Source organism: Paenibacillus sp. J22FR21 (assembly GCF_056269135.1).
Map to the genome: position 1 here is coordinate 623,679 of NZ_JBWDNJ010000002.1, position 26,030 is coordinate 649,708.

Annotated in this window: 24 protein-coding genes; 22 read left to right on the forward strand and 2 right to left on the reverse strand. The window is 50.1% G+C overall.

All coding sequences use genetic code 11. The features are described from left to right. Window positions 1-9: 9 nt before the first annotated feature. From AC0YNS_RS08645 to AC0YNS_RS08725, 17 genes are all read left to right on the forward strand, one after another. Window positions 10-2,256 (forward strand): DEAD/DEAH box helicase, encoded by a 2,247-nt coding sequence (locus tag AC0YNS_RS08645; protein ID WP_475781004.1) that lies wholly within the window; start codon window positions 10-12, stop codon window positions 2,254-2,256. After that, window positions 2,253-3,635, forward strand: coding sequence for a ribonuclease H-like domain-containing protein (locus AC0YNS_RS08650; protein WP_475780590.1), 1,383 nt, complete (start codon window positions 2,253-2,255; stop codon window positions 3,633-3,635). The genes AC0YNS_RS08645 and AC0YNS_RS08650 overlap by 4 nt, the downstream gene beginning before the upstream one ends. 15 nt (window positions 3,636-3,650) lie before the next feature. Next, window positions 3,651-4,472 (forward strand): TIGR01457 family HAD-type hydrolase, encoded by an 822-nt coding sequence (locus tag AC0YNS_RS08655; RefSeq protein WP_475780591.1) that lies wholly within the window; start codon window positions 3,651-3,653, stop codon window positions 4,470-4,472. A gap of 15 nt (window positions 4,473-4,487) precedes the next feature. Next, complete coding sequence (locus AC0YNS_RS08660) at window positions 4,488-5,315, forward strand: Fpg/Nei family DNA glycosylase (RefSeq protein ID WP_475780592.1); 828 nt, start codon at window positions 4,488-4,490, stop codon at window positions 5,313-5,315. 6 nt (window positions 5,316-5,321) lie between these two features. Beyond that, window positions 5,322-6,164, forward strand: coding sequence for a deoxyribonuclease IV (locus tag AC0YNS_RS08665; protein WP_475780593.1), 843 nt, complete (start codon window positions 5,322-5,324; stop codon window positions 6,162-6,164). After that, complete coding sequence (locus AC0YNS_RS08670) at window positions 6,161-6,475, forward strand: cyclic-phosphate processing receiver domain-containing protein (protein ID WP_475780594.1); 315 nt, start codon at window positions 6,161-6,163, stop codon at window positions 6,473-6,475. Before AC0YNS_RS08665 ends, AC0YNS_RS08670 begins: the two co-directional genes overlap by 4 nt. 45 nt (window positions 6,476-6,520) lie before the next feature. Then, complete coding sequence (locus tag AC0YNS_RS08675; RefSeq protein WP_475781005.1) at window positions 6,521-7,300, forward strand: ABC transporter ATP-binding protein; 780 nt, start codon at window positions 6,521-6,523, stop codon at window positions 7,298-7,300. Then, the gene (locus tag AC0YNS_RS08680) at window positions 7,300-8,316 is read left to right on the forward strand and encodes an SAM-dependent methyltransferase (protein WP_475780595.1); all 1,017 of its coding nucleotides are present in this window, start codon (window positions 7,300-7,302) and stop codon (window positions 8,314-8,316) included. Before AC0YNS_RS08675 ends, AC0YNS_RS08680 begins: the two co-directional genes overlap by 1 nt. Window positions 8,317-8,404: 88 nt before the next feature. Continuing rightward, complete coding sequence (locus tag AC0YNS_RS08685; protein ID WP_475780596.1) at window positions 8,405-10,045, forward strand: serine/threonine protein kinase; 1,641 nt, start codon at window positions 8,405-8,407, stop codon at window positions 10,043-10,045. A gap of 54 nt (window positions 10,046-10,099) precedes the next feature. Then, window positions 10,100-11,659: an ABC-F family ATP-binding cassette domain-containing protein gene (locus AC0YNS_RS08690; RefSeq protein WP_475780597.1), complete on the forward strand. Its 1,560-nt coding sequence runs from the start codon at window positions 10,100-10,102 to the stop codon at window positions 11,657-11,659. Between the two features lie 132 nt (window positions 11,660-11,791). Continuing rightward, window positions 11,792-12,490 (forward strand): response regulator transcription factor, encoded by a 699-nt coding sequence (locus AC0YNS_RS08695; RefSeq protein ID WP_090985382.1) that lies wholly within the window; start codon window positions 11,792-11,794, stop codon window positions 12,488-12,490. After that, the gene (locus tag AC0YNS_RS08700; RefSeq protein WP_475780598.1) at window positions 12,487-13,842 is read left to right on the forward strand and encodes a HAMP domain-containing sensor histidine kinase; all 1,356 of its coding nucleotides are present in this window, start codon (window positions 12,487-12,489) and stop codon (window positions 13,840-13,842) included. The genes AC0YNS_RS08695 and AC0YNS_RS08700 overlap by 4 nt, the downstream gene beginning before the upstream one ends. A 32-nt stretch (window positions 13,843-13,874) precedes the next feature. Further along, window positions 13,875-14,738: a carbon-nitrogen hydrolase family protein gene (locus tag AC0YNS_RS08705; protein ID WP_475780599.1), complete on the forward strand. Its 864-nt coding sequence runs from the start codon at window positions 13,875-13,877 to the stop codon at window positions 14,736-14,738. Window positions 14,739-14,776: 38 nt separating this feature from the next. After that, a complete protein-coding gene (locus tag AC0YNS_RS08710; RefSeq protein WP_475780600.1) occupies window positions 14,777-15,442 on the forward strand; it encodes a GNAT family N-acetyltransferase in 666 nt (221 codons plus the stop codon). A 17-nt stretch (window positions 15,443-15,459) separates the two neighbouring features. Then, window positions 15,460-16,128, forward strand: coding sequence for a GNAT family N-acetyltransferase (locus AC0YNS_RS08715; RefSeq protein ID WP_475780601.1), 669 nt, complete (start codon window positions 15,460-15,462; stop codon window positions 16,126-16,128). Window positions 16,129-16,158: 30 nt separating this feature from the next. Then, window positions 16,159-16,953, forward strand: coding sequence for an MBL fold metallo-hydrolase (locus tag AC0YNS_RS08720; RefSeq protein ID WP_475780602.1), 795 nt, complete (start codon window positions 16,159-16,161; stop codon window positions 16,951-16,953). A 459-nt stretch (window positions 16,954-17,412) separates the two neighbouring features. Next, a complete protein-coding gene (locus tag AC0YNS_RS08725) occupies window positions 17,413-19,404 on the forward strand; it encodes an endonuclease MutS2 (protein ID WP_475780603.1) in 1,992 nt (663 codons plus the stop codon). A 51-nt stretch (window positions 19,405-19,455) separates the two neighbouring features. Here AC0YNS_RS08725 and AC0YNS_RS08730 read toward each other — a convergent pair whose 3' ends face one another. Further along, on the reverse strand, window positions 19,456-20,097 hold the full coding sequence (locus tag AC0YNS_RS08730) for a thiamine diphosphokinase (RefSeq protein ID WP_475780604.1): 642 nt from the start codon (window positions 20,095-20,097) through the stop codon (window positions 19,456-19,458). Between the two features lie 212 nt (window positions 20,098-20,309). Between AC0YNS_RS08730 and AC0YNS_RS08735 the strand changes: the two genes are divergently transcribed. Together AC0YNS_RS08735 and AC0YNS_RS08740 are read left to right on the forward strand one after the other, a co-directional pair. Next, window positions 20,310-20,990, forward strand: a complete 681-nt coding sequence (locus AC0YNS_RS08735) for a trimeric intracellular cation channel family protein (RefSeq protein ID WP_475781006.1) — start codon at window positions 20,310-20,312, stop codon at window positions 20,988-20,990. Further along, window positions 20,987-21,463, forward strand: coding sequence for a low molecular weight protein-tyrosine-phosphatase (locus AC0YNS_RS08740; protein WP_475780605.1), 477 nt, complete (start codon window positions 20,987-20,989; stop codon window positions 21,461-21,463). Before AC0YNS_RS08735 ends, AC0YNS_RS08740 begins: the two co-directional genes overlap by 4 nt. A gap of 64 nt (window positions 21,464-21,527) precedes the next feature. On the opposite strand, the gene AC0YNS_RS08745 is transcribed toward AC0YNS_RS08740, so the two are convergent. Continuing rightward, complete coding sequence (locus AC0YNS_RS08745; RefSeq protein WP_475780606.1) at window positions 21,528-22,268, reverse strand: alpha/beta hydrolase; 741 nt, start codon at window positions 22,266-22,268, stop codon at window positions 21,528-21,530. Window positions 22,269-22,550: 282 nt separating this feature from the next. Between AC0YNS_RS08745 and pdhA the strand changes: the two genes are divergently transcribed. From pdhA to AC0YNS_RS08760, 3 genes are read left to right on the forward strand one after another with little or no spacing between them, the layout of a single operon-like run. After that, the gene (pdhA, locus tag AC0YNS_RS08750) at window positions 22,551-23,618 is read left to right on the forward strand and encodes a pyruvate dehydrogenase (acetyl-transferring) E1 component subunit alpha (protein WP_090985401.1); all 1,068 of its coding nucleotides are present in this window, start codon (window positions 22,551-22,553) and stop codon (window positions 23,616-23,618) included. A gap of 42 nt (window positions 23,619-23,660) precedes the next feature. Beyond that, window positions 23,661-24,638 (forward strand): alpha-ketoacid dehydrogenase subunit beta, encoded by a 978-nt coding sequence (locus tag AC0YNS_RS08755; RefSeq protein ID WP_090985403.1) that lies wholly within the window; start codon window positions 23,661-23,663, stop codon window positions 24,636-24,638. A 54-nt stretch (window positions 24,639-24,692) separates the two neighbouring features. Continuing rightward, complete coding sequence (locus AC0YNS_RS08760) at window positions 24,693-26,030, forward strand: dihydrolipoamide acetyltransferase family protein (RefSeq protein ID WP_475780607.1); 1,338 nt, start codon at window positions 24,693-24,695, stop codon at window positions 26,028-26,030.

Genomic DNA, 26,030 nt, shown 5'->3' on the forward strand with positions numbered 1-26,030 from the left:
ATAATTATGCTGCGCAAGAAGAATTTATCTGATCTCATACAGGAATTACGAGCAAACGAGAATGTCATCAACTGGCACGAAGTTGAACCGATAGAAGCTAGAACAAGGCCGATGCCCGAGAGCGTAGATCCAAGAATTAAAGCGGCTTTAGGTAAACGAGGAATCGAAGAGTTATACAGTCATCAGTACACCGCTTACGAAACCATTCGTAAAGGCGAGAACATGGTCGCTGTAACCCCGACGGCATCGGGTAAAACGCTTTGCTATAATCTCCCCGTATTGCAGTCGATCGCCGAGGACGACGCAAGCCGCGCGTTATATTTGTTCCCTACGAAAGCGCTGGCGCAGGATCAGAAGAGTGAATTGAACGAAATCATTGCAGAAATGGGAGTCGACATCAAAAGTTTTACCTATGACGGAGACACTTCTCCGGAAATTCGGCAAATTGTTAAGAACGTCGGTCATATTGTCATTACGAATCCGGATATGCTGCATTCCGCTATTCTTCCGCATCATACGAAATGGATCAGCTTATTTAGCAATCTCAAATATATCGTCATCGACGAATTGCATACTTATCGAGGCGTCTTCGGCAGTCATGTATCCAATGTCATTCGCCGGTTGCGGAGAATCTGTAAGTTTTATGGCAGTGACCCGATCTTCATCTGTACGTCGGCGACGATCGCGAACCCGAAGGAGCTGGCTGAACAACTTACAGGTCAACCCATGCGATTGGTTGACGATAACGGCGCCCCGAGGGGAAGAAAACATTTTGTGTTCTATAATCCTCCTATCATCAATAAGCCTTTAAATCTTCGCAAAAGTGCAACCGTAGAGGTAAACCAATTAGCTAAACAATTCCTGGCCAATAAAGTGCAGACGATCGTGTTTGCGCGCAGCCGAGTCCGAGTAGAACTCATTCTAAGTCATTTGCAGGAGCTAGTGAAGAACGAACTAGGCGCCAAATCCATTCGGGGCTATCGAGGCGGCTACCTGCCCAATCAGCGCCGCGAAATTGAACGAGGGTTAAGGAACGGTGAAATCGTTGGCGTAGTCAGTACGAATGCACTTGAGCTTGGCGTGGATATCGGGCAGTTGCAGGTGTGCATTATGTCTGGGTATCCCGGAAGCGTCGCCAGTACTTGGCAGCAGGCAGGTCGGGCCGGTAGACGTCATGGCGAGGCTTTGGTAGTGATGGTAGCAAGCAATACACCAATCGACCAATATGTCGTGCAGAATCCGGAGTATTTCTTTGAACGTTCCCCGGAATCGGCACGCATTAACCCGGAGAATCTATTGATTCTGGTCGACCATTTGCGATGTGCGGCCTACGAGCTTCCACTCAAATTGGGGGAAGAATTCGGTCCGCTGGAAATTACTGATATTCTTGAATATTTAGTAGAAGAGAGAGTTCTTACGCAAGCCGGAGGGGCATTCTACTGGGCGAATCAGTCCTTCCCTGCCCATGAAGTGAGCCTGCGCTCCGCAGCGCAAGAAAATGTAGTCATTATCGACCAATCCGAACGAGGAAATGTTAAAATTATTGGCGAGATGGACCGATTCAGCGCCATGACACTCTTGCATGATGAAGCGATTTATTTGCATGAAGGCGTGCAGTTCCAAGTAGAGAAGCTGGATTGGGAACACAAGAAGGCCTATGTGCGGGAAGTCGACGTAGAGTATTATACGGACGCTAATCTGGCGGTTAAATTAAAGGTCTTGTCCATCGATTTATCGAAGAAAAGACGGATGTCATCCATTCATTACGGCGACGCGGCCGTTAATGTCATGGCTACGATGTACAAAAAAATCCGTTTATCGAGTTTCGAGAATATCGGATACGGCCCAATCAAGCTTCCGGAAGAAGAATTGCATACCAGCGCCACCTGGGTAGAGATTAGCGAGGTCGACCCTTCGATCGAAACCAAAACGCTGGAACAGCTGCTAATGGGCATATCGAATGTCATCCGGCATATTGTGCCGGTTCATGTCATGTGCGACCGAAGCGATATCCATGTCGTTTCACAGATCAGGGCTGAACATTCGCAGCTGCCGACAATATTTATCTATGATCATTATCCCGGCGGGATAGGGTTAGCGGAAGACGTATATAAGCGTTTCGATGATATCAAAGCAGCAGCGAAGAATCTCATTCAGAAATGCCCATGTGAAGCGGGCTGTCCTTCCTGTATCGGCTCGGAAATCGTAGGCATGAATGCGAAGAGCAAATCGCTGTTCATCTTGGAGGGATTATGAGCGGGCTACGGGATCGACTGCTGCGATTGAAGAACGCGCAAGTTGCTCAAGAAGAACGACTTGCCGGTATGGTTACTTTGGCGGAATCGTCTGTTATTGCTGAGGGTGAAGAAGCATCTGTCTTACATGACGGTGAACAGGCTCATGCAGCATCTGTCGGTGCTGTCCCATCAGCAGCGGCCGATGATGACACGTTATCTTCGGAGTGGGATGAGCTCGGTGTGCGCATTGTGCAATCGACGGAAGGCGCATTTCTTGTACGGGAAAGCCGCTATCCTCTGACGCATAAGCACGGTATTCATGAGCTGATCGAGCTCTCCGAAGCTCAGATCAATCTCGATGCTTTTCGCAAACCCGATTCCGCTGACCTTGGCTATACGAATCTGTTGTTTCTTGATTTAGAAACCACCGGGCTTGGAGTCGGAGCGGGCAATGTCCCTTTCATGGTAGGGCTTGCTTATTTGCAGGATGACGTGTTCATTGTCGAGCAAATGCTTATCCGTCATCCGGCGGAGGAACGGGCGATGATCGGATATCTGTGTAACCTGCTGCCCAGCTTCACTCACTTAGTAACTTACAATGGTCGGACTTTCGATTGGCCTGTCTTATTCAATCGTTTTATACTAAACGGCTTCCGCAATTTCAAATGGGAGCCAATCCATATCGATTTATTGCATCCTTCCCGAGCTGTCTGGCGGAACACGCTGGTATCCTGTCGGTTAAGTCATGTGGAAGAAGAACGACTTGGCATTACCAGACATGACGATGTACCGGGTTCACTCGCACCGGCTATCTATTTTCAATATTTAGCGGACAGAAAGCCTGAGCCGCTGCTGGGCGTATTTCAACACAATGAAATCGATATGCTCTCTCTTGCTGCGCTCGCAATCCGTTTCGGCCACTTGCTTGGCGGAAGAATAGGAACAGGAACGGTTCAGATGCCGGAAGAAGCGGAGGAGCTGCTGCGAACAGGGCTATGGCTGGAGAAAATGGGAAAATCAGTCCTGGCTGAGCCGCTGTATGCGGCTGCAGCCCAACATCCCCGTCCAACGCTCAAAGGCTTGTGTTTACTGGCGGAACGAGACAAGAAATGTGGAAATTGGCAGCGTGCTGTGTTATTGTGGCAGAAGGCTGTAGATGAAGCAGCACATGCTGCTTGGCCGGATTATGAAGCGCATATTGAGCTTGCGATGTATTATGAGCACAAGACGAAGCAGCTGGCTGAAGCGCTAGAGCTGGCTGAAACAGCATTTGCGATCGCGCAGCGGCGCCTTACAGGTGTGCGGCTTAAGGGGAATCGGCGAACTGAGCTCGATGTGCTTCGTAAACGGATTGACCGTCTACGCATGAAGATAAACAAAATAACAGAAGCAACGTAGAAGGAGTGGACATTCATGAGCGTCAATTCGCTACGCGGTCTGCTCATAGATTTGGACGGAACGATGTATCATGGCGGCATTATGATTCCGGGAGCGGATGCGCTCATTGCGGAGCTGCGCCGGCTAGACATTCAATTCTTATTCGTAACGAACAATTCTTCCGCTACGCCGGAGGCTTTCGCTGCTCGGCTTAGTGCGATGGGAATCCAGACGAATCCATCTGAGGTATGTACTTCGGCGCAAGGTGCTGCGGCCTACATCGCAGAGCGGCAACCGGGTGCACGAGTACATGTCATTGGAGAGCATGGATTGCGAACAGCTCTGCAGGATGCCGGCTTGCAGCTGGTAGAAGAAGAGCCGGATATCGTCGTGCAAGGCATTGATAAGCAGCTTACTTACGATAAAGTGGCCAAAGCGGTCACTTATATCCGCAGCGGGGCAAGCTATATTTTGACGAATCCGGATTTGCTAGTGCCTGCTGAACATGGCTTAGTTCCGGGGGCGGGATCTATTGGTGCGATGCTTCGGGCAGCATCCGGTGTCGAACCTATTGTAATAGGAAAACCATCGGCAATCTTAATGGACTTTGCACTGAAACGGCTGGGACTTCAAGCATCCGAGACGTGGATGATCGGTGACAATCCAGCTACGGATATCGCAGCGGCGCAAGCCGTAGATTGTCCGTCGATCCTTGTTTTAACAGGGCTTGCAACAGGCGACAATTATAAGGAACTGCTTGCGGCAGCCGGCTGTGAACCAACGGTCATTATTGATAATTTACATACATTGCAGCAGTTTATAGGCGATCAGCTGGCAAGTGGGCAGCAGAGCCGTTAGGAAGGAAGAAGCACGATGCCGGAATGGCCGGAAATGGAACATTATCGCAAGATGCTGGCGGAGCGAATCTCCGGTCAGCCCATTATGAATGTGCAGGTTACGCGTCAGAAATCGATTAACGTTCCTGTTGAAACCTTCGAGCAGGAGCTAATCGGAAGAACCGTTTGGTTCGTGGAGCATCGCGGCAAAATGTTGATTCTACACCTGGATAACGGAAAACGGCTGCTGCTGCATCTAATGCTGGGCGGTATGATTCGTTATGAAACACGGGGCATTGATCCAGAGCAGCGCACGGAACGCACTGTGCAGGTTATGATCGGTTTCCCGCAAGGGGAGCTGTGCTTTATCGGATTGCGCCTTGGTTATATCCATCTGCTGACGGTGAAGGAAACAATCGCTCGTTTGGCCGATCTTGGACCGGAGCCGTTCGACAAATGGCTGACGCTAGAGAAATTCAAGGAGCGTTTCAAGGGACGCAGAGGATCGCTGAAGACAGCCCTTGTCGAGCAGAGGGTTATCGCGGGCATAGGAAATTGTTATGCAGACGAAATTGCTTTCGAAGCGAGAGTTCGCCCGGATGCGAAGCTATCTGCGCTTGCGCCGGAATCGTGGGAGCGTATTTATAACGCGATGCACAAGGTGCTGCAATCGGCATTAGCGCATGGCGGTTATATGGAGATGCCCTTTACGAATGAGGACACCGTTACCGGCGGTTATAACAACCATTGCCTGGTTTACGACCGCGGCGGAGAGCCTTGTTTAAACTGCGGTGGAACGATTGTGCAAGAAGAAATCAACTCGCGCAAGATGTTCTATTGCCCGGTTTGCCAGAAGGATAGGTAGACGCCGATGCGGACCGGATTTCATGTTTCCACCAAAGGCGGTTACAGGGAAGCGGCAAGGCGAGCGGCAGCGAATGGAGCTGTCGCTTATCAATATTTTCCGAAAAATCCGCGAAGTCTTTCCGTTAAAGACATCGATTACAGAGAAGCGAAGCAGTGTGCAGTCTTCTGTGAGGAGCGCGGGATTGTTTCCATTGCACATTCCCCTTATCCGACGAATATTGCGTCAGAAGATGCAGAGCATCGCGCGAGAACGGTGGAATCTCTGCTGAATGATCTCGCTATTGCCGAAGCTTGCGGTTCATTGGGGGTCGTGGTGCATTTTGGCGTCTATAAAGGGCCGGATCCACTTGAGGGCTACCGCAATGCAGTAGTTACGTTAAGTACGGTTACATCTCAATGGGCCGGTAAAGCGAAGCTGCTCATAGAGAATCAAGCTGGCGATCATACTTTCATGGGGACTACGATGGAAGAGCTGGCTCAAATTCGCAGCCTGTGCGTAGACCCGCACAAGATCGGATTCTGCCTAGATACATGCCATCTCTTCGCCAGTGGAGTTTGGGATGGAAGCCCTGACGCTGCATGGATGGACAAAGCGCAAGAGCTCGGTGTGATTTCAGAGCTGACTGCTATTCATCTGAATGATTCCGTCTATCCAAGCGGGGATAAGAGAGACCGTCATGCGAGAATCGGTGAAGGTTATATTGGCGAGGCCGGCTTGAAATGGCTGCTGCGTCATACCATGCTGAAGCAGGTGCCATTCGTGCTGGAAACTCCATCCGGGGAAGATGGTACGCACCGAGAACAGATGGAGCTGATCCAGCGGTTAGGAGGGGAGAGCGAAGCATGATTAACGTATATTTAGACGATTATCGGCCATGTCCGGAAGGTTTCGTTCTTGCGAAGACGGCTTCTGAATGCATCCTTCTGCTGCAGCATGAGGATGTGGATATCCTCTCGCTCGACTTTGAGCTTGGCTGGGGGCAGCCGAGTGGCCTTGCCGTTGCAGAATATATCGTATCCAGTGGACGATATCCGCGCACCTGCTACTTTCATACGTCCAGTCTTGCAGGCAGAATGCAAATGGTCCATTTGATAACCCAGCATGCACCGATAAACATCCAAATCCATAATGGTCCAATGCCTGCGGTGAGCAGATAGCGCTGACCTGCTTCATGTGAACTTCTGGGAGGGAAAACCGTGAACATGATTACATTGCAAGATATCACATTCCGCCGTGAAGAAAGACAAATCCTTGATGGCGTTAATCTTCAAATCAACAAAGGGGAGCACTGGGTTATTCTGGGCCGAAACGGCTGCGGAAAAACAACGCTGCTGGAGATGATGACCGGCTACCAGTTCCCTTCTTCCGGAACGGTTGACGTGCTCGGCAATCGCTTCGGAGAATGCGATGTGCGGGAGATTCGTAAGCAAGTCGGTTATATTAGCCAGGCGGTCATGGAGAAACTGACGCTGCGAGATCCGGTTTGGGAGGTTATCGCGACCGGGGAGTACGCGTTTCTGCGTTTCTACCAGACCATCGATGAAGAGGTGCGTCAGAAAGCGCTGCGTCACTTAGATGAAGTGGGCTTGCTGTATACGGCAGATCAAACATTGGCTACGCTCTCTCAAGGTGAGCGGAAGAAGGTGCTTCTCGCACGTGCGCTGATGTCCAATCCGAAGCTGCTTATTATGGACGAGCCTTGTGCAGGTTTAGACTTGTACGAGCGTGAGAAGCTGCTGCTTGATTTAAACAGACTGGCTGAGCGTGACATTACCGTTGTGTACGTGACACATCATATGGAAGAAATCATACCGCTATTTACTCATGTGGCATTAGTGCAGGACGGACGCATCGTAGCTGCGGGTCCGAAGAAGGAAGTGCTTAGTCCGGAATGGCTAAGCCGCGCGTACGACTGGCCGGTGGCCGTAGAATGGGCCGATGACCGGCCATGGATTCGAGCATTATCAGGAGGCAAACAGTAGTGAGTCATTGGATTGGAACAGCTAATCATGGTTTTGCGTCGCTTGCAATGGAAGAGCTTCGTAGGCAAATTAATGGCATTAAATTTACGCAGCTTATCGCAGGCGAAGTATTCAAGATGGAGGTTCCGTTAAGCAGAGAAGAGATGCTGGATCTTATCCAGACGAACGAATCGATTTTCTTAAGACATATACAGCCGATTGACCGCGCATTGCCGATTCATGGTAATGCCGATGATTTGCATGCACTCTCGGAGCTAATCCGCAGTGCAAGAATGCGCTGTGAGGAAGGGACGACAGCGATCCATCTCAGACGGATGGATGGAACGCCATTCATCTACTCTGCTGCCGATACAAAGGCCGTGTTAGATGCAGTGATTATGGAGCTGGGCGGAGAAACGACCATGCAGTCGCCTGATCAAATTTTCTCCATCTTCGCAGCATCCGAGGAGCTGTATGTAGGGTGGGGGACTCCAGCCGAGCAGTTGTCGGATTGGCCGGGCGGTGCTGTCCGGTTTCAACGTGAGGAAGGTCAGATTTCGCGTGCGAAGTTCAAGCTGCTGGAGGCGGAACGGGCTTTCAAGGTCTACTTCGAAACGTTCCGTGAAGCGCTTGATATCGGCGCCGCACCGGGCGGATGGACACATCTGCTGCTGGAGCGCGGACTGCGCGTGACGGCGATTGACCCTGCAGAGCTGCATCCAACACTGTCCGCATACCCGCGTCTTACGAAAATGAAGAAGAATGCGTCGGATGTTAACTTCCCGTCGAATACGTTCGACTTGCTCGTCTGTGATATGAGCTGGAGCCCGATGCAGATGGCTAAGCTTGTGTTAGAGAAAACCGATGCGCTGACAGATGGAGCAACTGCAATCATCACGATTAAGCTGATGCATAAGAAGCCGCTGCAGACGATTCGAGACGTGATCGCGAAGCTGGAATCGGCCTTTGAGCTGAAGAAAGCGAAGCAATTGTTCCACAATCGCGATGAAATTACGTTATACTTAGTGAAACGGTAGAAGATACGATTTAGTCGGGAAAGCATCCCGAATGAGCAGACCATGTCTGTGCATTCGAGATGTTTTTTTGCATTTGGGAGGGTAGTGGATGAGCACAGCTAATGAAAATCAGGATTTGCTTAAGGATGGCATTATCATTGGAGGTAGGTATCGCATTGCCGGATTAATTGGGAGAGGCGGAATGGGTGAGGTGTACGCGGCAGAGGATCTGCGCTTGCATGGGAAGCTCCGTGCGCTTAAGGTCGCTTCAATCCATAAGCTCGGAGGTGTAAACGGGGCAGAAGAGGCGGAACTTCTGATGCGTTTGAACCATCCCCATTTGCCTTTGATTGTGGATTATTTTCCACTGGTCGAGGAGTTGGACTGTGAAGTTGTGGTTATGGATTACATCGATGGAAATACACTTCAAGCTTACCTGACATCTCGCGGCGGTGATATTCGTTTTACAGACACCCTTGCAATCGGAAGTCAGCTGTGCGAGGCACTGCACTATCTGCACAGCCAGCATCCTCCGATTATTCATCGAGACTTGAAGCCGACGAATGTGATGATCGATCGTGGCGGTTTTGTGCGGTTAATCGACTTTGGCATTGCCAGGGAATTTAAGCCGGGACAAGCACAGGATACGGTTATGCTGGGAACGCCGGGATTCGCAGCCCCTGAGCAGGAAGGAGAGTACCAGAGTGACGCGCGGACGGATGTATTTGGCTTAGGAGCCTTGCTATACTACTTGCTTAGCGGAGGCAATCGCTACATAACAACAGACGGAACTGCCCCACCGAGGCTCAATACTTTACCTTATCATTTGCCCATCAAGATGACCGAAGTGATATACCGTATGCTCGATCCAAATCCGGTATGCAGATATAGCTCCATGATGGAAGCCAAGCTTGCTCTTGAAGCTTGTTTGGGCAACGAGCCCGTTCCATCACATCAGTTAAGTGGTCAAACTGTTCCTATTCAGTCAAATTATCGACGATCAATCATGGTTGCTTCACTGTCACCGGGCGCAGGTGCGACCTTCGCAACTATTACGCTGGCACATTTACTCGAGCAGCGGGGCATCTCATGTACAGCGATCGAACATCCGGAGCTCGAACCGGAATGGCATGCTTTATTGTACACGCCGGAAGTACAAAAGCGGCTTCGCTCGAAATCTCAGCAAGCGTGGCAAAGCAAATATCGATCCTTTCATTCACCATCCGGGCATACGAAATGGCATGCACTGGAGCCTGACAAACGCCATTCTGCAGATGCGGAACCTACACTTAAATATCGGCTGCTATCAGAATCATCGAACTCTTCTGTAGTTCTAACCGATATTTCCGGCAAATGGACCAACTCCTCTGAATTAACGCTGGAATTGACGCAACGCGATGAATTGATATTCGTTGTTGATCCATCTCCATTCAAATGGACGCCGCAGCGATTGCAGAAGGCCGAACGTATTTGTTTTGAACGCTCGAAGGCTGGGCTTAGGACCTATTGGGTCGCAAACAAAGATATATCATTTCGCAATCGGAGTGAATGGTTGGCCGCTATTCCGGAGAAACCTGCGTGTTCCGTGCCTCTGCTTCCGGCAGATCAGTTGGCCGAACTGCTATGGTCAGGCAAGTGGGCAACCTCCAACAAAAATTGGCTAAGCCTTCTGGAACGCGCCTTTCAGCCTATTTTGCAAGAAATAGTTGCGAACTCTCGGCACATTCCATCACATCCTGTGATACAATGAGTTGCGAGCGTCGCAAGTAAGGCGCTTAATTATCATTGGAAAGCGAGCTTGAACATGAGTTTATTGACGATAGAGGAATTATCCCATAGCTTCGGCGACCGCACTTTATTCAGGAATGTATCCTTCCGGCTGCTCGCCGGCGAACGTGTCGGATTGGTTGGTGCGAACGGAACGGGCAAGTCGACACTGATGAATATTTTGACAGGCAAATTGCTAAAAGACGAGGGCAAGGTAGAATGGACGCCTCGCGTAAGATATGGTTATCTGGATCAGCATACGAAGCTCTTACCAGGCAAGACTATCCGTGATGTGCTGAAAGATGCGTTTCTTCCTTTGCTGGAACTGGAGCGGGAGCTCAATGATATCGCGGGCCAAATGGCAGATGTCGATTCCGATCAGCTTGAAGTACTGCTCGTTCGTATGGGCGAAATTCAAGAGGAGCTTGAAATCGGAGACTTCTACTTGCTGGATGTGAAGGTCGACGAGATGGCGAATGGGCTTGGCCTCAGTGTCATCGGACTTGATCGTGATGTCGCATCGCTAAGCGGTGGACAGCGTACGAAGGTACTACTAGCGAAGCTGCTGCTGGAGAAACCGATGGTGCTGCTGCTCGATGAGCCGACGAACTACTTGGATGAAGAGCATATTACATGGCTGTCTCACTACTTGAAGAACTATCCATATGCCTTTATTCTTATTTCGCATGATACGGGCTTTATGAACGAAGTCGTAAATGTCATTTATCATTTGGAGTTCACGAAGCTCACACGTTATGCGGCGAATTACGAGAAGTTCTTAACGATGGCGGACATGAACAAAGCGCAGCATATCGATGCGTATGAGAAACAGAAGGAATATATCAAGAAGCAGGAAGAATTTATTCAGAAGAATAAAGCGCGTGCTTCGACCAGCGGCCGGGCGAAGAGCCGTGAGAAACAACTTGATAAGATTGACCGAATTGAGAAACCGGAGGAGGCTGCTAAGCCGACCTTTGTATTCAAAGAAGCGCGTGCAAGCGGCAAGACTGTTTTCGAGGCTACAGGGCTTACGATCGGATACGGAAAACCGCTGATTCCGCCAATGAATATGCTTGTGGAGCGGGGAGATAAGATTGCGATTGTCGGTAGTAACGGCGTAGGTAAATCGACCTTGCTGAAGACGATTCTAGGCAAAATCGATGCGCTTGACGGCACGATCTACCGCGGTGACTATCTGTTCCCTGCTTATTTCGAGCAAGAGGTGAAAGCGCCGAATTTAACGCCGCTGGATGATGTGTGGAACGAGTTTTCCAGCATGAATCAGCATGAAGTACGCGCTGCCTTAGCACGCTGCGGCTTGAAGAATGAGCATATCACGCGCGCGCTGAACCAGCTCAGCGGCGGCGAGCAGGCGAAGGTTCGTCTGTGTAAGCTGCTCATGCGTGAAAGCAACTGGGTTGCGTTCGATGAGCCGACCAACCATCTGGATATCCACGCGAAAGCAGAACTTAAACGTGCGCTCGCGTCCTACAAAGGAACCATTATCCTGGTTTCCCACGAACCTGATTTCTACGAGGATTGGGTAACGAAGGTATGGGATGTTGAACAATGGTCGCTGCAGCATGCCATGAACTAGAAGGTAGAGAGCAAGGCCGCCAAGCGTTAGGTTTGGCGGCTTTGCTGCTTGCAATGGCGCATTTGCTTCTTTATGATAGTGGGAACGGGCTAGTCCTGATTAAGTCTATAACAAAGTGGGTGTACAGCGAGAATGAATGAACGCATTCTTGTCATCGAAGATGAGGACGGCATTGCACGGGTTCTTCAGCTTGAGCTGGAGCATGAAGGTTATTCGGTCGGTCGTGCCGCAGACGGCAGGAGCGGACTTGAACAAGTCAACAACGGCGAATGGGATATGCTCCTGCTCGACGTGATGCTCCCTGAGCTAAACGGAATTGAAGTGCTGCGCAGACTGCGGCAATCCGGCAATCAAATCCCGATTATTCTATTAACGGCACGTGACACGATCCCGGACAAGGTAAGCGGTTTCGAGCATGGCGCCAATGACTATATTACCAAACCGTTCGCGATGGAAGAGCTGCTGGCGCGCGTTCGCAATTTGCTCCGTATCTTCCAGCAGCAGCCGAAGGAGACGGAGAGTCCGGATGTGCTGAAGGCAGCCGATCTGTCGATTGAGCTGCGCACGCGCAAAGTATTCCGTAAGGATCTCGCGATTGAGCTCACTCCGCGTGAATTCGAGCTGCTTGTTTATCTGGCTGAGCATCGCAATGAAGAGAAGTCACGAGAAGATATTTTGTCCGAGGTATGGGGCTACGATTTCATAGGCGAAACGAATTTGGTGGATGTATACATCCGTTATTTGCGCCAGAAAATCGATAAAGGGTACCGCCATAAACTCATCCACACGGTTCGCGGTGTCGGCTATATGCTCAAGGAGCCGGATGCATGACGCTGCGCAGACGATTTACGTTTTTTACGATTTTTTGGCTTATCTTTATATTGATCCTGTTTAACATCTTCGTTTATTTATTTGTGATAAAAATCACGATTCGCAGTGAGGACCAACTGCTGACGAATAAAGTAAACATACTGCTCGAGGATCCCCGAATTGTTGACCCCACGCAGCTGGCCAATGGCGAGCTGTTGCGGGATTTCTATAACATCAGCGAGCTTATTCGTATCGTCGATCGAAGCGGCAGAACGGTGAATTCACAAGGCTCCGACTCCGAGTTGCTTGCGTTGAAGTCGGAATTCTCGGGTCAGCATGATACGGGGATGTTCTTCCTTGAAGGTCGACGTGTGCTGTATATGAAGGTACCGCTCTTCCATGACGGTCAAGTGATCGGTACGCTCGAGCTCTACCGTAAGCTGACGCTGCTCGACAGCTACTTGCAGGTTCTGGTTATTGCGCTGACCATCACCAGCATCGGGGCGATCTTGTTCGCGATCTTCGGCACCTATTGGTTTACTTCGAGATTAACGTCACCGATTCAGCACATGGTGCAGACGATGAGAGAGATTGACCGCAGCGGGAAGCTGCGACAGATCGAGCTTGCCCAGCGCGATCAATCTGCTGAATTACTTCAACTTGCGCGCGCCTTTAATCAGATGATCGACAGGCTGGATCGCACATTCGAGCGGCAGAAGCAGTTCGTCGCCGATGCATCGCATGAACTTAGAACACCGGTAACGGTTATTACCAGCTATGCAGGCATGCTGAAGAGATGGGGACGAGATGACGTCAACATCCGTGATGAGGCAATTGAAGCAATCAGCAAGGAATCGCAGCGATTGCAAAATTTGACCAAATCGATGCTTCAGCTTGCGCAAGCCGAGCAAGAAGATTGGCTTAATTTGGAAAACTTCAATCTCGTTCAGCTGACGGATGAAACTGCGGATATGCTGCACATCACATTCCAGCGCATGATTCGCGTACATACAGGCAAACAAGATGTTCGGATGATCGGAGACAAGGACAAAATCAGGCAGCTGCTTGTCATCCTCATTGACAATGCGATCAAATACAGCAAGGAACCGATCGATGTTACGCTTGGCACTAATAAAGGCGTCATTCGGATTTCGGTCTCGGACAAAGGAATGGGCATTCCCGAGGACGAAATTCCTCATTTGTTCGAGCGCTTCTACCGCGTAGACAGCGCCAGAAGCCGATCCACAGGCGGCGCCGGACTTGGATTGTCCATCGCCAAGCGGATTGTTGATTTGCATGAAGGTCAAATCGATGTATTCAGCAAGCCTGAACAAGGTACAACCATCTCGATTGCGCTGCCATTGCGCAAATAAATATTCAAAAGCTAACAAAGGCGGGGAGAACTATGGGGAGTTTGCGTGTTTGCGCTGTCCAGTACAAGCTGGCGGATATCGAACGCTTCGAACAGTTTGCCGATCAAGTTCGGCACTATGTTCGTAATGCATCTGAATACGGAGTTCAATTTATTCTGTTTCCGGAGTTTTTCACGACACAATTGCTCTCGATCGGAGACGATGAGGGACGACCATTGTCGATTGAAAGACTGCCTGAATTTACGGAACAATACGTCGATTTGTTTAAGTCACTTGCAGCTGAATATCAAGTGCACATCGTTGGCGGCACTCATGTCATTGATGCCGGAGGCGGCAAGCTGAACAATGCTGCGCATCTGTTCTACCCAAGCGGCCGTGTGGAGCAGCAGGCAAAACTTCATATGACGCCGACCGAACGCGAGGAATGGAACATGTCGCATGGCGAATCCTTGCGCGTATTTGATACAGAGTATGGCACAATTGCGATGCTTACTTGTTACGATATCGAATTTCCGGAAGTGGTCCGGATGGCCAGTGCGAAAGGGGCGGACATTATTTTCTGTCCTTCCTGCACCGATGATCGGCATGGATTCTACCGGGTGCGTTACTGCTGTCATGCAAGAGCAGTTGAGAACCAGGTTTATATTGTGACGACAGGTACGGTAGGGTCACTACGCAAGGTTGATTTTATGAGAGCTAATTATGGTCAAGCTGCAGTCATCTCGCCAAACGACATTCCATTCCCTCCTGCCGGCATCATGACAGAAGGTGTCATTAATGATGATATGCTTGTTGTCGCCGACCTCAATGTTCAGCTGCTTCATGATGTACGTGCTGCCGGATCGGTTACGACTTGGCGTGATCGCCGCACGGATTTATACTGTGATTGGTCTTAATCGCGGGCATTATTACCTGAGGAAGGGGACAACAAGCGATGCGTAAAGGGCTGATTGTCTACCTTATGGGCAAACCAATCGAGATTGTGATTCGCAATTACAGCTTCTCTGATATAGAGGGGATGATTGCCATTCAACGAGAATCCTTTCCGCCTCCGTTTCCCTCCGAACTTTGGTGGAATGAGGCGCAGCTCCGAGAGCACATCATCAGGTTTCCGGAAGGTGCGCTATGTGCGGAAATGGATGGCAGATTGATCGGGTCTATGACGGGACTTCTTGTAAGCGAGAAGCTGCTGGAAGGCATACATACCTGGGAGGCTGTCACGGACAGCGGCTACATTCGCAATCACGACCCGGATGGCACCACGTTATATGTTGTTGATTTGTGCGTTATTCCGGAAATGCGTAAAGCCGGTATCGGTAAATGGCTCATGCAAAGCATGTACGAGGTCGTCATTCATCTCCGGTTAAGGAGACTGCTTGGCGGCGGTCGGATGCCTGGCTATCATCGGTATTCGGATACCGTATCTGCCGAAGATTACTTAACAGGAGTTACTACGGGCTTGTACAATGATCCCGTGATCTCGTTTCTGTTGCGATGCGGTCGTCTGCCTGTCGGCGTTGCCCAGCACTATCTGGAGGATGAAGAATCCTGCGGATACGCCGCACTCATGGAGTGGAAGAATCCATTTATATCCGAATAGAGAGGAAGTTATAAGTCATGGACTACATACGCATTCAATCAATCGACAATCCATTATTTAAGAGCATGCATGATTTGATGAAAACGATTTTTCCGAAGGAAGAAGTGCTCGCCTTTGAGAAATGGGCTGGACCACTTGAAGATCCCAGCATTCATGTCTATGTAGCGGTTCACGATGGAGAGGTTGTCGGAACTACGGAATATCGGTACTATCCCGGTATGCAAGTCGCGATGACGGACTTTACAATTGTCGGTCGTCCGGGGCTGGGCGTAGGTCGGTTTCTGATGCGCAACCGCTCACGTGATTTAGAACGTTTGGCACAGCAAAGCGGAACCGAGCCGATAGGCATGTTTGCGGAAATTTACAACCCAACGGTTGCGGAATATGAATTCGGCGGCGTCTATCCGATGAATCCGTTTGTACGTCGCGAAGTGCTGTCGCATATCGGCTATATGCGGATTGACTTCCCTTATGTACATCCATCTTGGGAAGAGGATGGTGCGGCTGTAGGGGGGCTTGATCTATGTTTCTTGCCTCAGGACGAGAACCGTACTGAGCTAGAAGCATCGCTTGTGGTGGCGTTCTTAACGGAATACTATTCGGCTCTGCCTAATAAACCGGATGAATGGTATGCCATGGTCGAAGGCTTGAAGGGTCAATCCAAGCTTGCACTGAAACCACTGTAGAGAGGCAGTGCTTCATCAACGCAGGCAGGAATGGGGGAAGCGATTTTGGCGACGACAATCACCTTCTGGGGAACAGGTGATGCAATGGGCGTACCTCGCGTCTATTGTTCATGTGAGGTTTGTGAAGAAGCGAGATCCGGCGCTGTGAACCGCAGATTGCGTTCACTCGTTCATCTCGCCGATGAAGAGTTTGGAACGATGCTGATTGATTGCGGCCCGGATTGGCGCAGTCAGATGGAAACGGCAGGTCTCAAACGGATCGATACGGTTATGATTACGCATGCTCATTTCGATCATATCGCAGGGCTCCCGGAATGGGCGGATCTATGCAGATGGCTCGGATGCAAAGGGAAAGCTTATGCGATGCCTGATGTTATTGACGAGATATTGACCCGCTTTCCGTGGCTGAGGTCTCATATTGAATTTCATCCAATCACGGGACCGCTTCAATTCGGCGGCTGGGAAGTGCGGACATGGAAAGTGAACCATGGCAAGAATGGCTATGCTTACGCGTTCCGATTCACGCATGCCGAGCGTGGAAAGTCATTCGCCTATTGCTCAGATTCCATTGCGCTTGAGGGCGAAGAGCTGGTGCCGCTCGCAGAGTTAGATCTCCTTATTCTTGGGACGAGCTTCTATCAGGAGCCATATCCATTCGAGACGCGTTCCGTCTATGATGTTACAGAAGCGCTGGTGTTACTCGAAGAGCTAAAGCCGGTAAGAACAATGTTTACGCATATGTCGCATGATATTGATCTACGTCGAGACTATGGATTGCCTGCTGGTGTTACATTTGCGCATGCAGGGCTTACCGTCATCGTCTAGGCGATTGCCGCTTGACTTGGTCGAAGTGATGACGCTATTATTAAGTTAACTTTAAGCAGTAAGGGGAAATTTTGATGCGGGTTATGGTTCTTAACTTCTAAATTGGATATTATCCGGCGCCTGAAGCGCGGCCGGATCCACGGCTTTTGTACGATATACAAGTGGACTTTCTCCTGTTGGAGTAGGTTTATATGGTTATATCTCACGAAGGCGTGGAACCAATGAGTTAAGAACATGACAATTTCCCGCCTCCTACTGGACGGTAAATTCGCGTGCTCTTTCGAGCACGCCTTTTTTCGTTCTACGGGCAGTCCGCATTCCGCTAGCCGGAAGAGGGTTTTCTCGTCGAATCGAAGAGGGAGTTTACCGAGAAGTCCATGAACAGGGATGGGATGCGTATGCGTTCTGTCCCTGTTTTGTTGTATGTAAATATAAACATCGAAAAGGATGGGTAACCAAATGAATAACGCATCAATGACGAAATTGGAATTCGATAAAATCAAAGCCATGCTGCTCACATATACCGTTTCTGAAGCCGGAAGAGCCCTTACCGAACGGCATGAACCAAGCGCAGAACCCGGCCGAGTGAAAGCGTGGCTTGGTGAAACGGAGGAAGCGGCGGCACTGCTGGCAACCGGTGCAAGCGTTCCGATTTCGGCAATGGAGGGCATGGAAGTATTCATGGCACTGCTGGGAAAGGGGAAAATCTACAGCGAGCAGGAGCTCGGCAATTTGGCTGTTTGGCTCACCTCAATCGGACAAATGAAACGATATATGGACAGTAAACGATTGACTGCACCGACAATCAGCAGTTATGCCGATTCGATGTACGATTGTCCTGAGCTTGTGAAGGAACTGCAGCGCTGCATCAGGCATGGCTCGCTGACTGATCAAGCGTCTCCGGCTTTGGCTGACATTCGCAGGCATCTCGCAGCCGCAGAAGAGCGAATTGAGCGCAAGCTGAATCAACTGCTGGGGAAATACAAGAATGCGCTGCAGGATCAATTAGTCAGCAAGCGAAACGGTCATTATGTGATCCCTGTGAAGAGGGATCTGCGCAGGCAGGTGCCGGGTACAGTCTGGGATGAGTCTGCAAGCGGTCAGACGTTGTTCGTTGAACCGGTCGACGTGGCCGATCTGCAGGCGGAATGGCAAATGTGGAAGAGTGAGGAGGAACGCGAGCGAACATTGATTCTCTCGCAGCTCTCAGATCTGGCGGAGGAGCAGAGTGACTCGCTAAGGTGGAATATGGAGGCGATGGCATCGTTTGATTTTATATTTGCCAGAGCGAAGCTGTCCCGCACCTATAACGGCATTAAAGCTGCGATTGTAGACAAACCATATGTGAAACTAATTGGCGCCAAACATCCGCTGTTAGGCGGCAAAGCAGTACCGCTTACGATTGAAATCGGCGGCGAATGGCGTCAGCTCATCATTACCGGGCCTAATACCGGCGGCAAAACCGTCGCACTTAAGACTATTGGTTTATTCGCCTTAATGGTACAGTCCGGGCTGCTTATCCCTGCTGAGGCCGGTACGGAGCTGGGGTTATTCCAGTCTATTATGGCGGATGTCGGTGATGGCCAAAGCATCGAGCAATCGTTAAGCACATTCTCCGCGCACATGGAATGTCTCAGCGACATGCTTCGCAGAGCGAATGGTCGCTCGCTAATTCTGCTGGATGAGCTGGCAGCCGGCACAGATCCGGGCGAAGGAATTGCGTTGTCCATAGCGGTTCTGGAGGAGCTTCTGAAGCGCGGCTCGCTCGTGGCCGCCACGACACATTTTAACGAGATTAAACGATTTGCCTCCGTCATGAAGGGGTGCACGAATGCACGTATGGCTTTCGATGCCGATACGCTGCAGCCGGTCTACAAGCTTGAAATCGGAGAAGCAGGGGACAGTTATGCTTTTGCAATTGCCAGGAGATTTGGTTTGCCTGAGAGTGTGATTAAACGTGCAGAGGAGCGCGTTGTTGCAGCCAAATCTGCACATTCCACGCAACAGTATCAGACGTTGAATGCTGCGGAGTTTGATTCCAAGTCTGCGTTACGATGGGATGACGAGCTGAAGCGGGCCGTTGGTAAAGAAGATACGAAAGCTCAAGTTAAGAGAAATGAGGAAGCTGCGAATGAAGCAGGCGCCAAGAAACCTTTCGTAGTCGGGGATTGTGTCTGGATTTATCCACTCAAACGGACGGGAATCGTATTCCAACCTGCGAATGAGCGTGGCGATGTGGTTGTGCAGGTTCAGAAGAATAAGATGACCTTCAACCGCAAGAGGCTGTCTCTCTATATTCCGAGTACGCAGCTGTACCCGGAATTGGAAGAGGGCTATGATATGGATATCGTGTTCGAATCGAAGGAGAACCGTAAAACGCGCAAGCTGATGGGGCGCAAATATGTCCCGGGACTATCCATCATCATACCGCCGGATGAGCCAAAAGCTTGATTGTGGCGAAAGAGCATGATAAGGTGGCTTTTCATTCCATGATAGTCACCTTTAGTCCCGGCTTTGTATAACGAGCAGCAGCCCTTGCTTGATGGAAATTTGACCTTCCTCGCTTAACAGTTTGTTGCTAATGCCGAGTGATTGTCCGATTTCGAGTTCAGCCTCATGCAGCGGGTACTGAAAACCAGTCAGCGTAATGCCTGTCACACGTTCGGATAACGGCAATAAGGATACGTAAGTGTAGCTGCTGTTAAACAGCTTTGTCTGATCTGCGGTAAGCTGTATACAGTTGTGTTCGTCTACAATCGAGGCGGCAATACCTTGCTGCTGCGCCATTCGGAGCAGGTGAACATTCGCCAGCGAGTGGTCGAACCTTGTTCCGAGAGCACCTAGCATGACGATTTGCTGCGGCCGCTTAGACAGCGCCAGACGCCAAGCGAGCTCCGTATCGGTGTAATCCTTATCAATTGGATCGTAATCATGTGTTTCGCCGCTGTTCGCGCGGATGTATTCCAATTGGGCCGGTGTAACGGAATCGAAATCGCCAAGCGCAACATGCGGCCGCAAGCCATGCTCGACTAGAAATAATGCGCCGGCATCCGCTCCGATCAGTACATCGTCAGTGGTGAGGAGATCAAGGGCCCACGGGCCAAGGCGTCCGCCTGTAAAAATAACTATTCGTTTAGGAATCATTTGAAGTCCTGCCTTTGCCATTAGTCTGGTTCATTCGAGAACCAGAAGCGTTTTACGACAGTATACTTCCCATGAGAATCATTGACCAGCCGAAATACGGACGAAATGAAAAATGTAACGCTTGTAGATTCGACGTGCCGCGGCTAAAATGAGTAAGGATCATATTGAGCGGAGACACGCGGAGGCATCAAGCAATGAATCTACAGATGGACATGGACATTTTTACCGTATTCAGCATTATCGGAACGATTGCATTTGCGGTCAGCGGCGCAATTGTAGCAATGGAAGAAGAGTATGATATTTTGGGCGTGTATGTGCTCGGACTGGTTACTGCATTTGGCGGCGGTGTAATCCGTAACCTATTGATCAATGTGCCGATTACGACGATATGGACGCAGGGCATGCTGTTGAAGACGGCCGTAATCGCAATGACGATCGCGTTCGTCATGCCGGTCAAGTGGATTAACCGATGGAAGAAAAGCGAAGCTTTCTTCGATGCGATCGGGTTATCCGCGTTTGCGATTCAAGGGGCGCTGTATGCAACGGGCAAGTACCCGCTAAGTGCGGTTATGGTTGCAGCCATGCTGACCGGAATTGGCGGTGGAATGATTCGCGACGTGCTGGCGGGTCGAAAGCCTCTGGTGCTGCGCGATGAGATTTATGCGGTCTGGGCGCTCGCCGCAGGCGCTGCGATTGGCTTGGGATTCTTCGAATCCCCTGTGGAATTATTGATATTATTCGTCATCGTCATTATTTTCAGAATGCTATCCGTACATTACAATTGGCGGCTGCCGAGGCGATCCTTGAAATACGCGCTCGCGCAGTCGGTCCATTCGGATAAAGAGCGCGCTGAAGCTGCCAAGATTGAGCAAGAAAAAGGAGAAGGATCATGATTAGCGTATTATTTGTTTGTCTGGGAAATATTTGCCGGTCGCCGATGGCCGAAGCGGTGCTGAGGCATCAACTGAAGGCGCGTGAGTTGGAGGACCGGATCAAAGTCGATTCCGCCGGAACGGGAGATTGGCATCTCGGCAAGCCGCCGCATGAAGGTACGCGCGGGCTGCTGGAGCGTTACGGAATTTCGTACGAGGGAATGCGAGCTAGACAAGTGCTTATTGACGACTATCAGACCTTCGACTATATCATTTGCATGGACAGTGCCAATGAGCGAGATGTTCATGCGCTCTTCGGGAGCCGTTCCGATCTACATGCCAAAGTATTCAAATTCATGGATTTGCTGCCCGATGAATCGAGCAAAGATGTGCCTGACCCGTATTACACAGGCAATTTCGATGAGGTCTACGGCCTTGTATTGAGAGGCTGCGAGAATCTTCTGGAGCGAATTCGTCACGAACATCAACTGTAAAATAAAGAAAGACCGCATGCCATTGAAAAGATGGGATGCGGTCTTTTTGCATAGGAGGAGTCAATCAGGCTTCCGGATGTAAGAACGTTCTCAGCGCATCCGGAATGTGCTGCTGCCAGAAGCCCCACACATGATCGCCATCATGCTCGCTGTAATGGGTTGTGGCGCCTTGTGCTTCAAGAATTGCTTTCATCTCACGGTTAATCGCGACAAAATCATATACGCCGCTGTCTGATTTAAACGCCGTTTCTTGCAACCCTACGATCATGAATAGTTCGAGCTTGTTCAGATCGGAAGCATTCCGAGCAATCTCTCGTGAAGCGGGATAAAACGCCCCGGACAAGGAAATAACTTGATGGAACAATTCGGGGTAGGTGAGCGCAATGTGAAGGCTGACGGATCCGCCTAAGGAATCGCCGGCAAGGATCCGAGCGCCTGCGTCTCGTCTGGCTGCGTACTTGGACTCAATGTATGGAATCAGTTCTTCGCCGATGAAGCTGACATAGCCGTGATGCCGATCTCCATTAGGCGCATATTCGGCCGTGCGCAGCTTAATGTCGACATCGATTCCGACAATGATGAAAGGCTCAATGCCTTCGTCCAGAATGAGTTGGTTGGCAATCGTCGCAATACGGCCAAAATTGAAAAATTGCTCACCGTCTTGGCAATAGACGACCGGGTAGCTGAGCAATTCATTGTAGCCAGGTGGTAAATATACCCGTAGATCACGGGAGCCTTCCGGCAGCAACCGACTGGTAATGACATCCTTTACAATCGTTCTTTTCAAATAACGAGGATCGGTCATGAATAAAAACTCCTTTGTCCTTGCATGGTTTGGACGTGTTGTGGGTAAACAAAAGGGAGGAAACAAATGAAGCTTTTGCTAGAAATATGCCCTGTTGTACTATACTGTACTACTAGTTCAATAGTTCTGTTACATATACAATTTGGCAGGCTAATAGATCAAATGTTGCAAAATACAACGGTTTATTGTGCTTTATGCTTTGACCATTTTGGTTAAACAGGTTTATAATCATTCTATAACAGGGATACTCGTTTTTTCAAATATTCAACTGAGGTGAACAATATGAGCAAGCTGCCTTACGAAGTTCAGACGGAGCCTGTAACTCCACTTTCCGTTTTGTCTCCTGAAGGGGAAATTGTTAACGAAGCGCTTATGCCGAATTTGTCGGATGAGCAATTGAAAGAAATTATGTATCGTATGGTTTTCACACGCACATGGGATGAGCGTGCCGTAAACTTGGGCAGACAAGGCCGTCTTGGCTTCTATGCACCTGTTTCGGGTCAAGAAGCTTCCATGATCGGAAGCGAATATGCACTAAACAAAGACGATTTTGTCTGCCCGGGCTACCGCGACATGCCGCAAATCGTATGGCACGGATTGCCGCTGTATCAAGCATTCCTATACTCCCGTGGTCATCAGCACGGTGGTCAAATCCCTGCGGACGTTCATGTTCTTATGCCGCAAATCATTATCGGCGCTCAAATTCTTCATGCTACCGGCGTTGCAATGGCATTTAAGAAAAAAGGCGAGAAGCGCGTAGCGATCACTTATACAGGTGATGGCGGTTCTTCTGAGGGCGACTTCTACGAAGGCATGAACTTTGCCGGCGCATTCAAGCTCCCTGTCATTTATGTTGTTCAAAACAACGGTTATGCGATCACAACACCGTACGCGAAGCAAACGGCTGCATTGTCGGTTGCACACAAAGCAATTGCTGCCGGTATTCGCGGCGTGCAAGTTGACGGTATGGATGTACTTGCTGTTATCAAAGCAGTATCCGACGCTGCAGAGCGCGGCCGTAACGGCGAAGGCGCTACGCTGATCGAGATGCTGACATACCGTTTCCGTCCGCATTCCATGGCGGATGATACGACGAAATACCGTACGAAGGATGAAGAGGGCGAATGGAGCCTGAAAGATCCAATCACTCGTTTCGCGAAATTCCTTGAGAAGAAGGGTCTGTGGTCGGATGAAGATACAGCCCGCGTGAAAGAGGAAGCGAAAGCGACTGTAAACGAGCATATCAAGAAAGCAGAAGCAACAGAGAAAATGACTGTGAACGGACTGATTGATTCCATGTTCGAGCACACACCTGCTCACCTGGAAGCGCAAAAAGCCGATTTCCAATAAATGGGATGACTATCGAAGTTAGCTAAGGAGGAACTCGCGACAATGGCTCAAATGAATATGAAAGAAGCGATCCGCGACGCAATGCGTGTGGAGCTTAAGAATGACCCGAACGTATACATTTTCGGTGAAGACGTTGGTAAGGTTGGCGGCGTTTTCCGTGCGACAGAAGGACTTCAAGGCGAATTCGGCGAAGACCGCGTATTCGATACACCGCTTGCTGAATCTGCGATTGCAGGTATGGCAGTAGGGATGGGGCTTCAAGGCTTCCGCCCTGTAGCAGAAATTCAATTCGTAGGGTTTATCTATGAAGCCATGGATCAAATGTTTATCCAAGCAGCGCGTATGCGTTACCGCTCGGGTGGACGCTATAACTCGCCAATCGTATTCCGTACGCCATTTGGCGGCGGCGTTAAGGCAGCTGAGCTTCACACCGATTCCCTTGAAGGCTTGGCGATTCAAACGCCTGGTATTAAAGTAATCGTGCCTTCCAACCCTTATGATGCAAAAGGCCTTCTTGTTGCGGCTATCCGCGACAATGACCCTGTATTCTTCATGGAGCATTTGAACCTATACCATGCTTTCCGTCAAGATGTGCCTGAAGAGGCGTACACGGTTGAGATCGGTAAAGCCAATGTTGTTCGTGAAGGTTCCGATGTCACGATCATCGCTTACGGTCTTATGGTTCATACAGCTGTTAAGGCTGCTGAAGAGCTTGAGAAGAGCGGCGTTAAAGCGGAGGTTATCGATCTTCGTACACTGCTTCCGCTTGATATCGAAACCATCGTTGCTTCGATCAAGAAAACAAACCGTGCAATCGTTGTACAAGAAGCACAGAAAACTTCCGGTGCAGCTGCGGAAATCATTGCTCAAATCAACGAGAACGCAATCCTTCATCTGGAAGCACCGGTACTTCGCGTAGCGGGTCCGGATACGGTTTACCCGTTCGCACAAGTGGAAGACGCATGGCTGCCAAGCCCTGCTCGCATCATTAAAGCAGTTAACCAAGTGCTGAACTTTTAATAGATAAACCCACCATAGAGCAGGTTGTGAAGACTGAGAAGGAGGTCACGGGACGTGGCAAAATTCGAGTATCGTTTCCCGGAGCTGGGCGAAGGCTTGCATGAAGGCGAAATCGTCAAAATGCATATTACGCCAGGCGCTACAGTAACGGATGAAGATATCATCATGGAAGTACAGAATGACAAGGCAATCGTAGAAGTTCCTTGTCCTGTAAATGGTAAAGTGCTTGAAGTGCTCGTAAAGGACGGACAGGTTTGCCATGTTGGCGATATCGTCGCGATCATTGATGCAGAAGGCGAAGTGCCTGAGCAAGCAGCACCAGCCGGCGACAGCCACAGTGCACCGGCACCTGCGGAAGCACCAGCACCAGTAGCAGCACCGGCACCAACAACTGCAGCGGCTCCGGCGCCAGCAGCACCAGCACCAGCATCGGCTCCAGTTAAAGCAGCTGGTGGTTTGGTTCTGGCAACGCCTAGCGTGCGTAAATTCGCTCGCGAACAAGCCGTTGATCTGTCCGGCGTAGCAGGCTCTGGCAAGAACGGCCGCATCACGCGCGAGGACGTTACTGCAATTGCTGCAGGCGGCGGCACGGCGGCACAAGCAGCTCCGGCAGCTCAAGAAGATGCAGCCGTTGCATCGGCATCGGCTGATTCGAAACCAGCTGCACAAGCGGCAGTCGTTATCGGCGACCGTGCTGAAGAGCGCGTACCATTCAAAGGCATTCGCAAAGTAATTGCGAACGCGATGGTTAAATCGGTCTACACAGCACCTCACGTTACGCTGATGGATGAAGTGGATGTTACTGCACTAGTTGAGCTTCGTACGAAAGCCAAGCCGATCGCAGAGAAGAAAGGCGTTAAGCTGACTTACCTGCCATTCATCGTGAAGGCTCTTGTTGCGGCTTGCCGTCAGTTCCCGATCATGAACGCGACGCTTGATGAAGAGAAACAAGAGATCGTGTACAAGAAATACTACAATATCGGTATTGCTACCGATACAGATAACGGTTTGATCGTTCCGGTGATCCAGGATGCTGACCGTAAGAACGTTTGGATGGTTGCAGATGCGATCAAAGATCTGGCTACTCGCGGTCGTGACGGTAAGCTTACAGCTACCGAACTGAGAGGCAGCACGATCAGCATTACTAACATTGGTTCCGCAGGCGGCATGTTCTTTACACCGGTTATCAACTTCCCTGAAGTTGCTATTCTTGGTACAGGCCGTATTTCCGAGAAACCGGTTGTGAAGAACGGCGAAATCGTAGCTGCATCGGTTATGGCACTTTCCCTAAGTTTTGACCACCGTCTCATTGATGGGGCAACAGCGCAAAACTTCATGAACTACATTAAACAGCTGCTGGCTGATCCGCAATTACTTGTAATGGAGGTTTAA

Excerpts from the sequence above, each read along its gene's own strand:
- AC0YNS_RS08650 (WP_475780590.1), top strand. The coding sequence starts at position 2,253 with ATGAGCGGGCTACGGGATCGACTGCTGCGATTGAAGAACGCGCAAGTT.
- AC0YNS_RS08655 (WP_475780591.1), top strand. The coding sequence starts at position 3,651 with ATGAGCGTCAATTCGCTACGCGGTCTGCTCATAGATTTGGACGGAACG.
- AC0YNS_RS08660 (WP_475780592.1), top strand. The coding sequence starts at position 4,488 with ATGCCGGAATGGCCGGAAATGGAACATTATCGCAAGATGCTGGCGGAG.
- AC0YNS_RS08665 (WP_475780593.1), top strand. The coding sequence starts at position 5,322 with ATGCGGACCGGATTTCATGTTTCCACCAAAGGCGGTTACAGGGAAGCG.
- AC0YNS_RS08670 (WP_475780594.1), top strand. The coding sequence starts at position 6,161 with ATGATTAACGTATATTTAGACGATTATCGGCCATGTCCGGAAGGTTTC.
- AC0YNS_RS08675 (WP_475781005.1), top strand. The coding sequence starts at position 6,521 with ATGATTACATTGCAAGATATCACATTCCGCCGTGAAGAAAGACAAATC.
- AC0YNS_RS08685 (WP_475780596.1), top strand. The coding sequence starts at position 8,405 with ATGAGCACAGCTAATGAAAATCAGGATTTGCTTAAGGATGGCATTATC.
- AC0YNS_RS08690 (WP_475780597.1), top strand. The coding sequence starts at position 10,100 with ATGAGTTTATTGACGATAGAGGAATTATCCCATAGCTTCGGCGACCGC.
- AC0YNS_RS08695 (WP_090985382.1), top strand. The coding sequence starts at position 11,792 with ATGAATGAACGCATTCTTGTCATCGAAGATGAGGACGGCATTGCACGG.
- AC0YNS_RS08700 (WP_475780598.1), top strand. The coding sequence starts at position 12,487 with ATGACGCTGCGCAGACGATTTACGTTTTTTACGATTTTTTGGCTTATC.
- AC0YNS_RS08705 (WP_475780599.1), top strand. The coding sequence starts at position 13,875 with ATGGGGAGTTTGCGTGTTTGCGCTGTCCAGTACAAGCTGGCGGATATC.
- AC0YNS_RS08710 (WP_475780600.1), top strand. The coding sequence starts at position 14,777 with ATGCGTAAAGGGCTGATTGTCTACCTTATGGGCAAACCAATCGAGATT.
- AC0YNS_RS08715 (WP_475780601.1), top strand. The coding sequence starts at position 15,460 with ATGGACTACATACGCATTCAATCAATCGACAATCCATTATTTAAGAGC.
- AC0YNS_RS08720 (WP_475780602.1), top strand. The coding sequence starts at position 16,159 with ATGGGGGAAGCGATTTTGGCGACGACAATCACCTTCTGGGGAACAGGT.
- AC0YNS_RS08725 (WP_475780603.1), top strand. The coding sequence starts at position 17,413 with ATGAATAACGCATCAATGACGAAATTGGAATTCGATAAAATCAAAGCC.
- AC0YNS_RS08730 (WP_475780604.1), bottom strand. The coding sequence starts at position 20,097 with ATGATTCCTAAACGAATAGTTATTTTTACAGGCGGACGCCTTGGCCCG.
- AC0YNS_RS08735 (WP_475781006.1), top strand. The coding sequence starts at position 20,310 with ATGGACATTTTTACCGTATTCAGCATTATCGGAACGATTGCATTTGCG.
- AC0YNS_RS08740 (WP_475780605.1), top strand. The coding sequence starts at position 20,987 with ATGATTAGCGTATTATTTGTTTGTCTGGGAAATATTTGCCGGTCGCCG.
- AC0YNS_RS08745 (WP_475780606.1), bottom strand. The coding sequence starts at position 22,268 with ATGACCGATCCTCGTTATTTGAAAAGAACGATTGTAAAGGATGTCATT.
- pdhA (WP_090985401.1), top strand. The coding sequence starts at position 22,551 with ATGAGCAAGCTGCCTTACGAAGTTCAGACGGAGCCTGTAACTCCACTT.
- AC0YNS_RS08755 (WP_090985403.1), top strand. The coding sequence starts at position 23,661 with ATGGCTCAAATGAATATGAAAGAAGCGATCCGCGACGCAATGCGTGTG.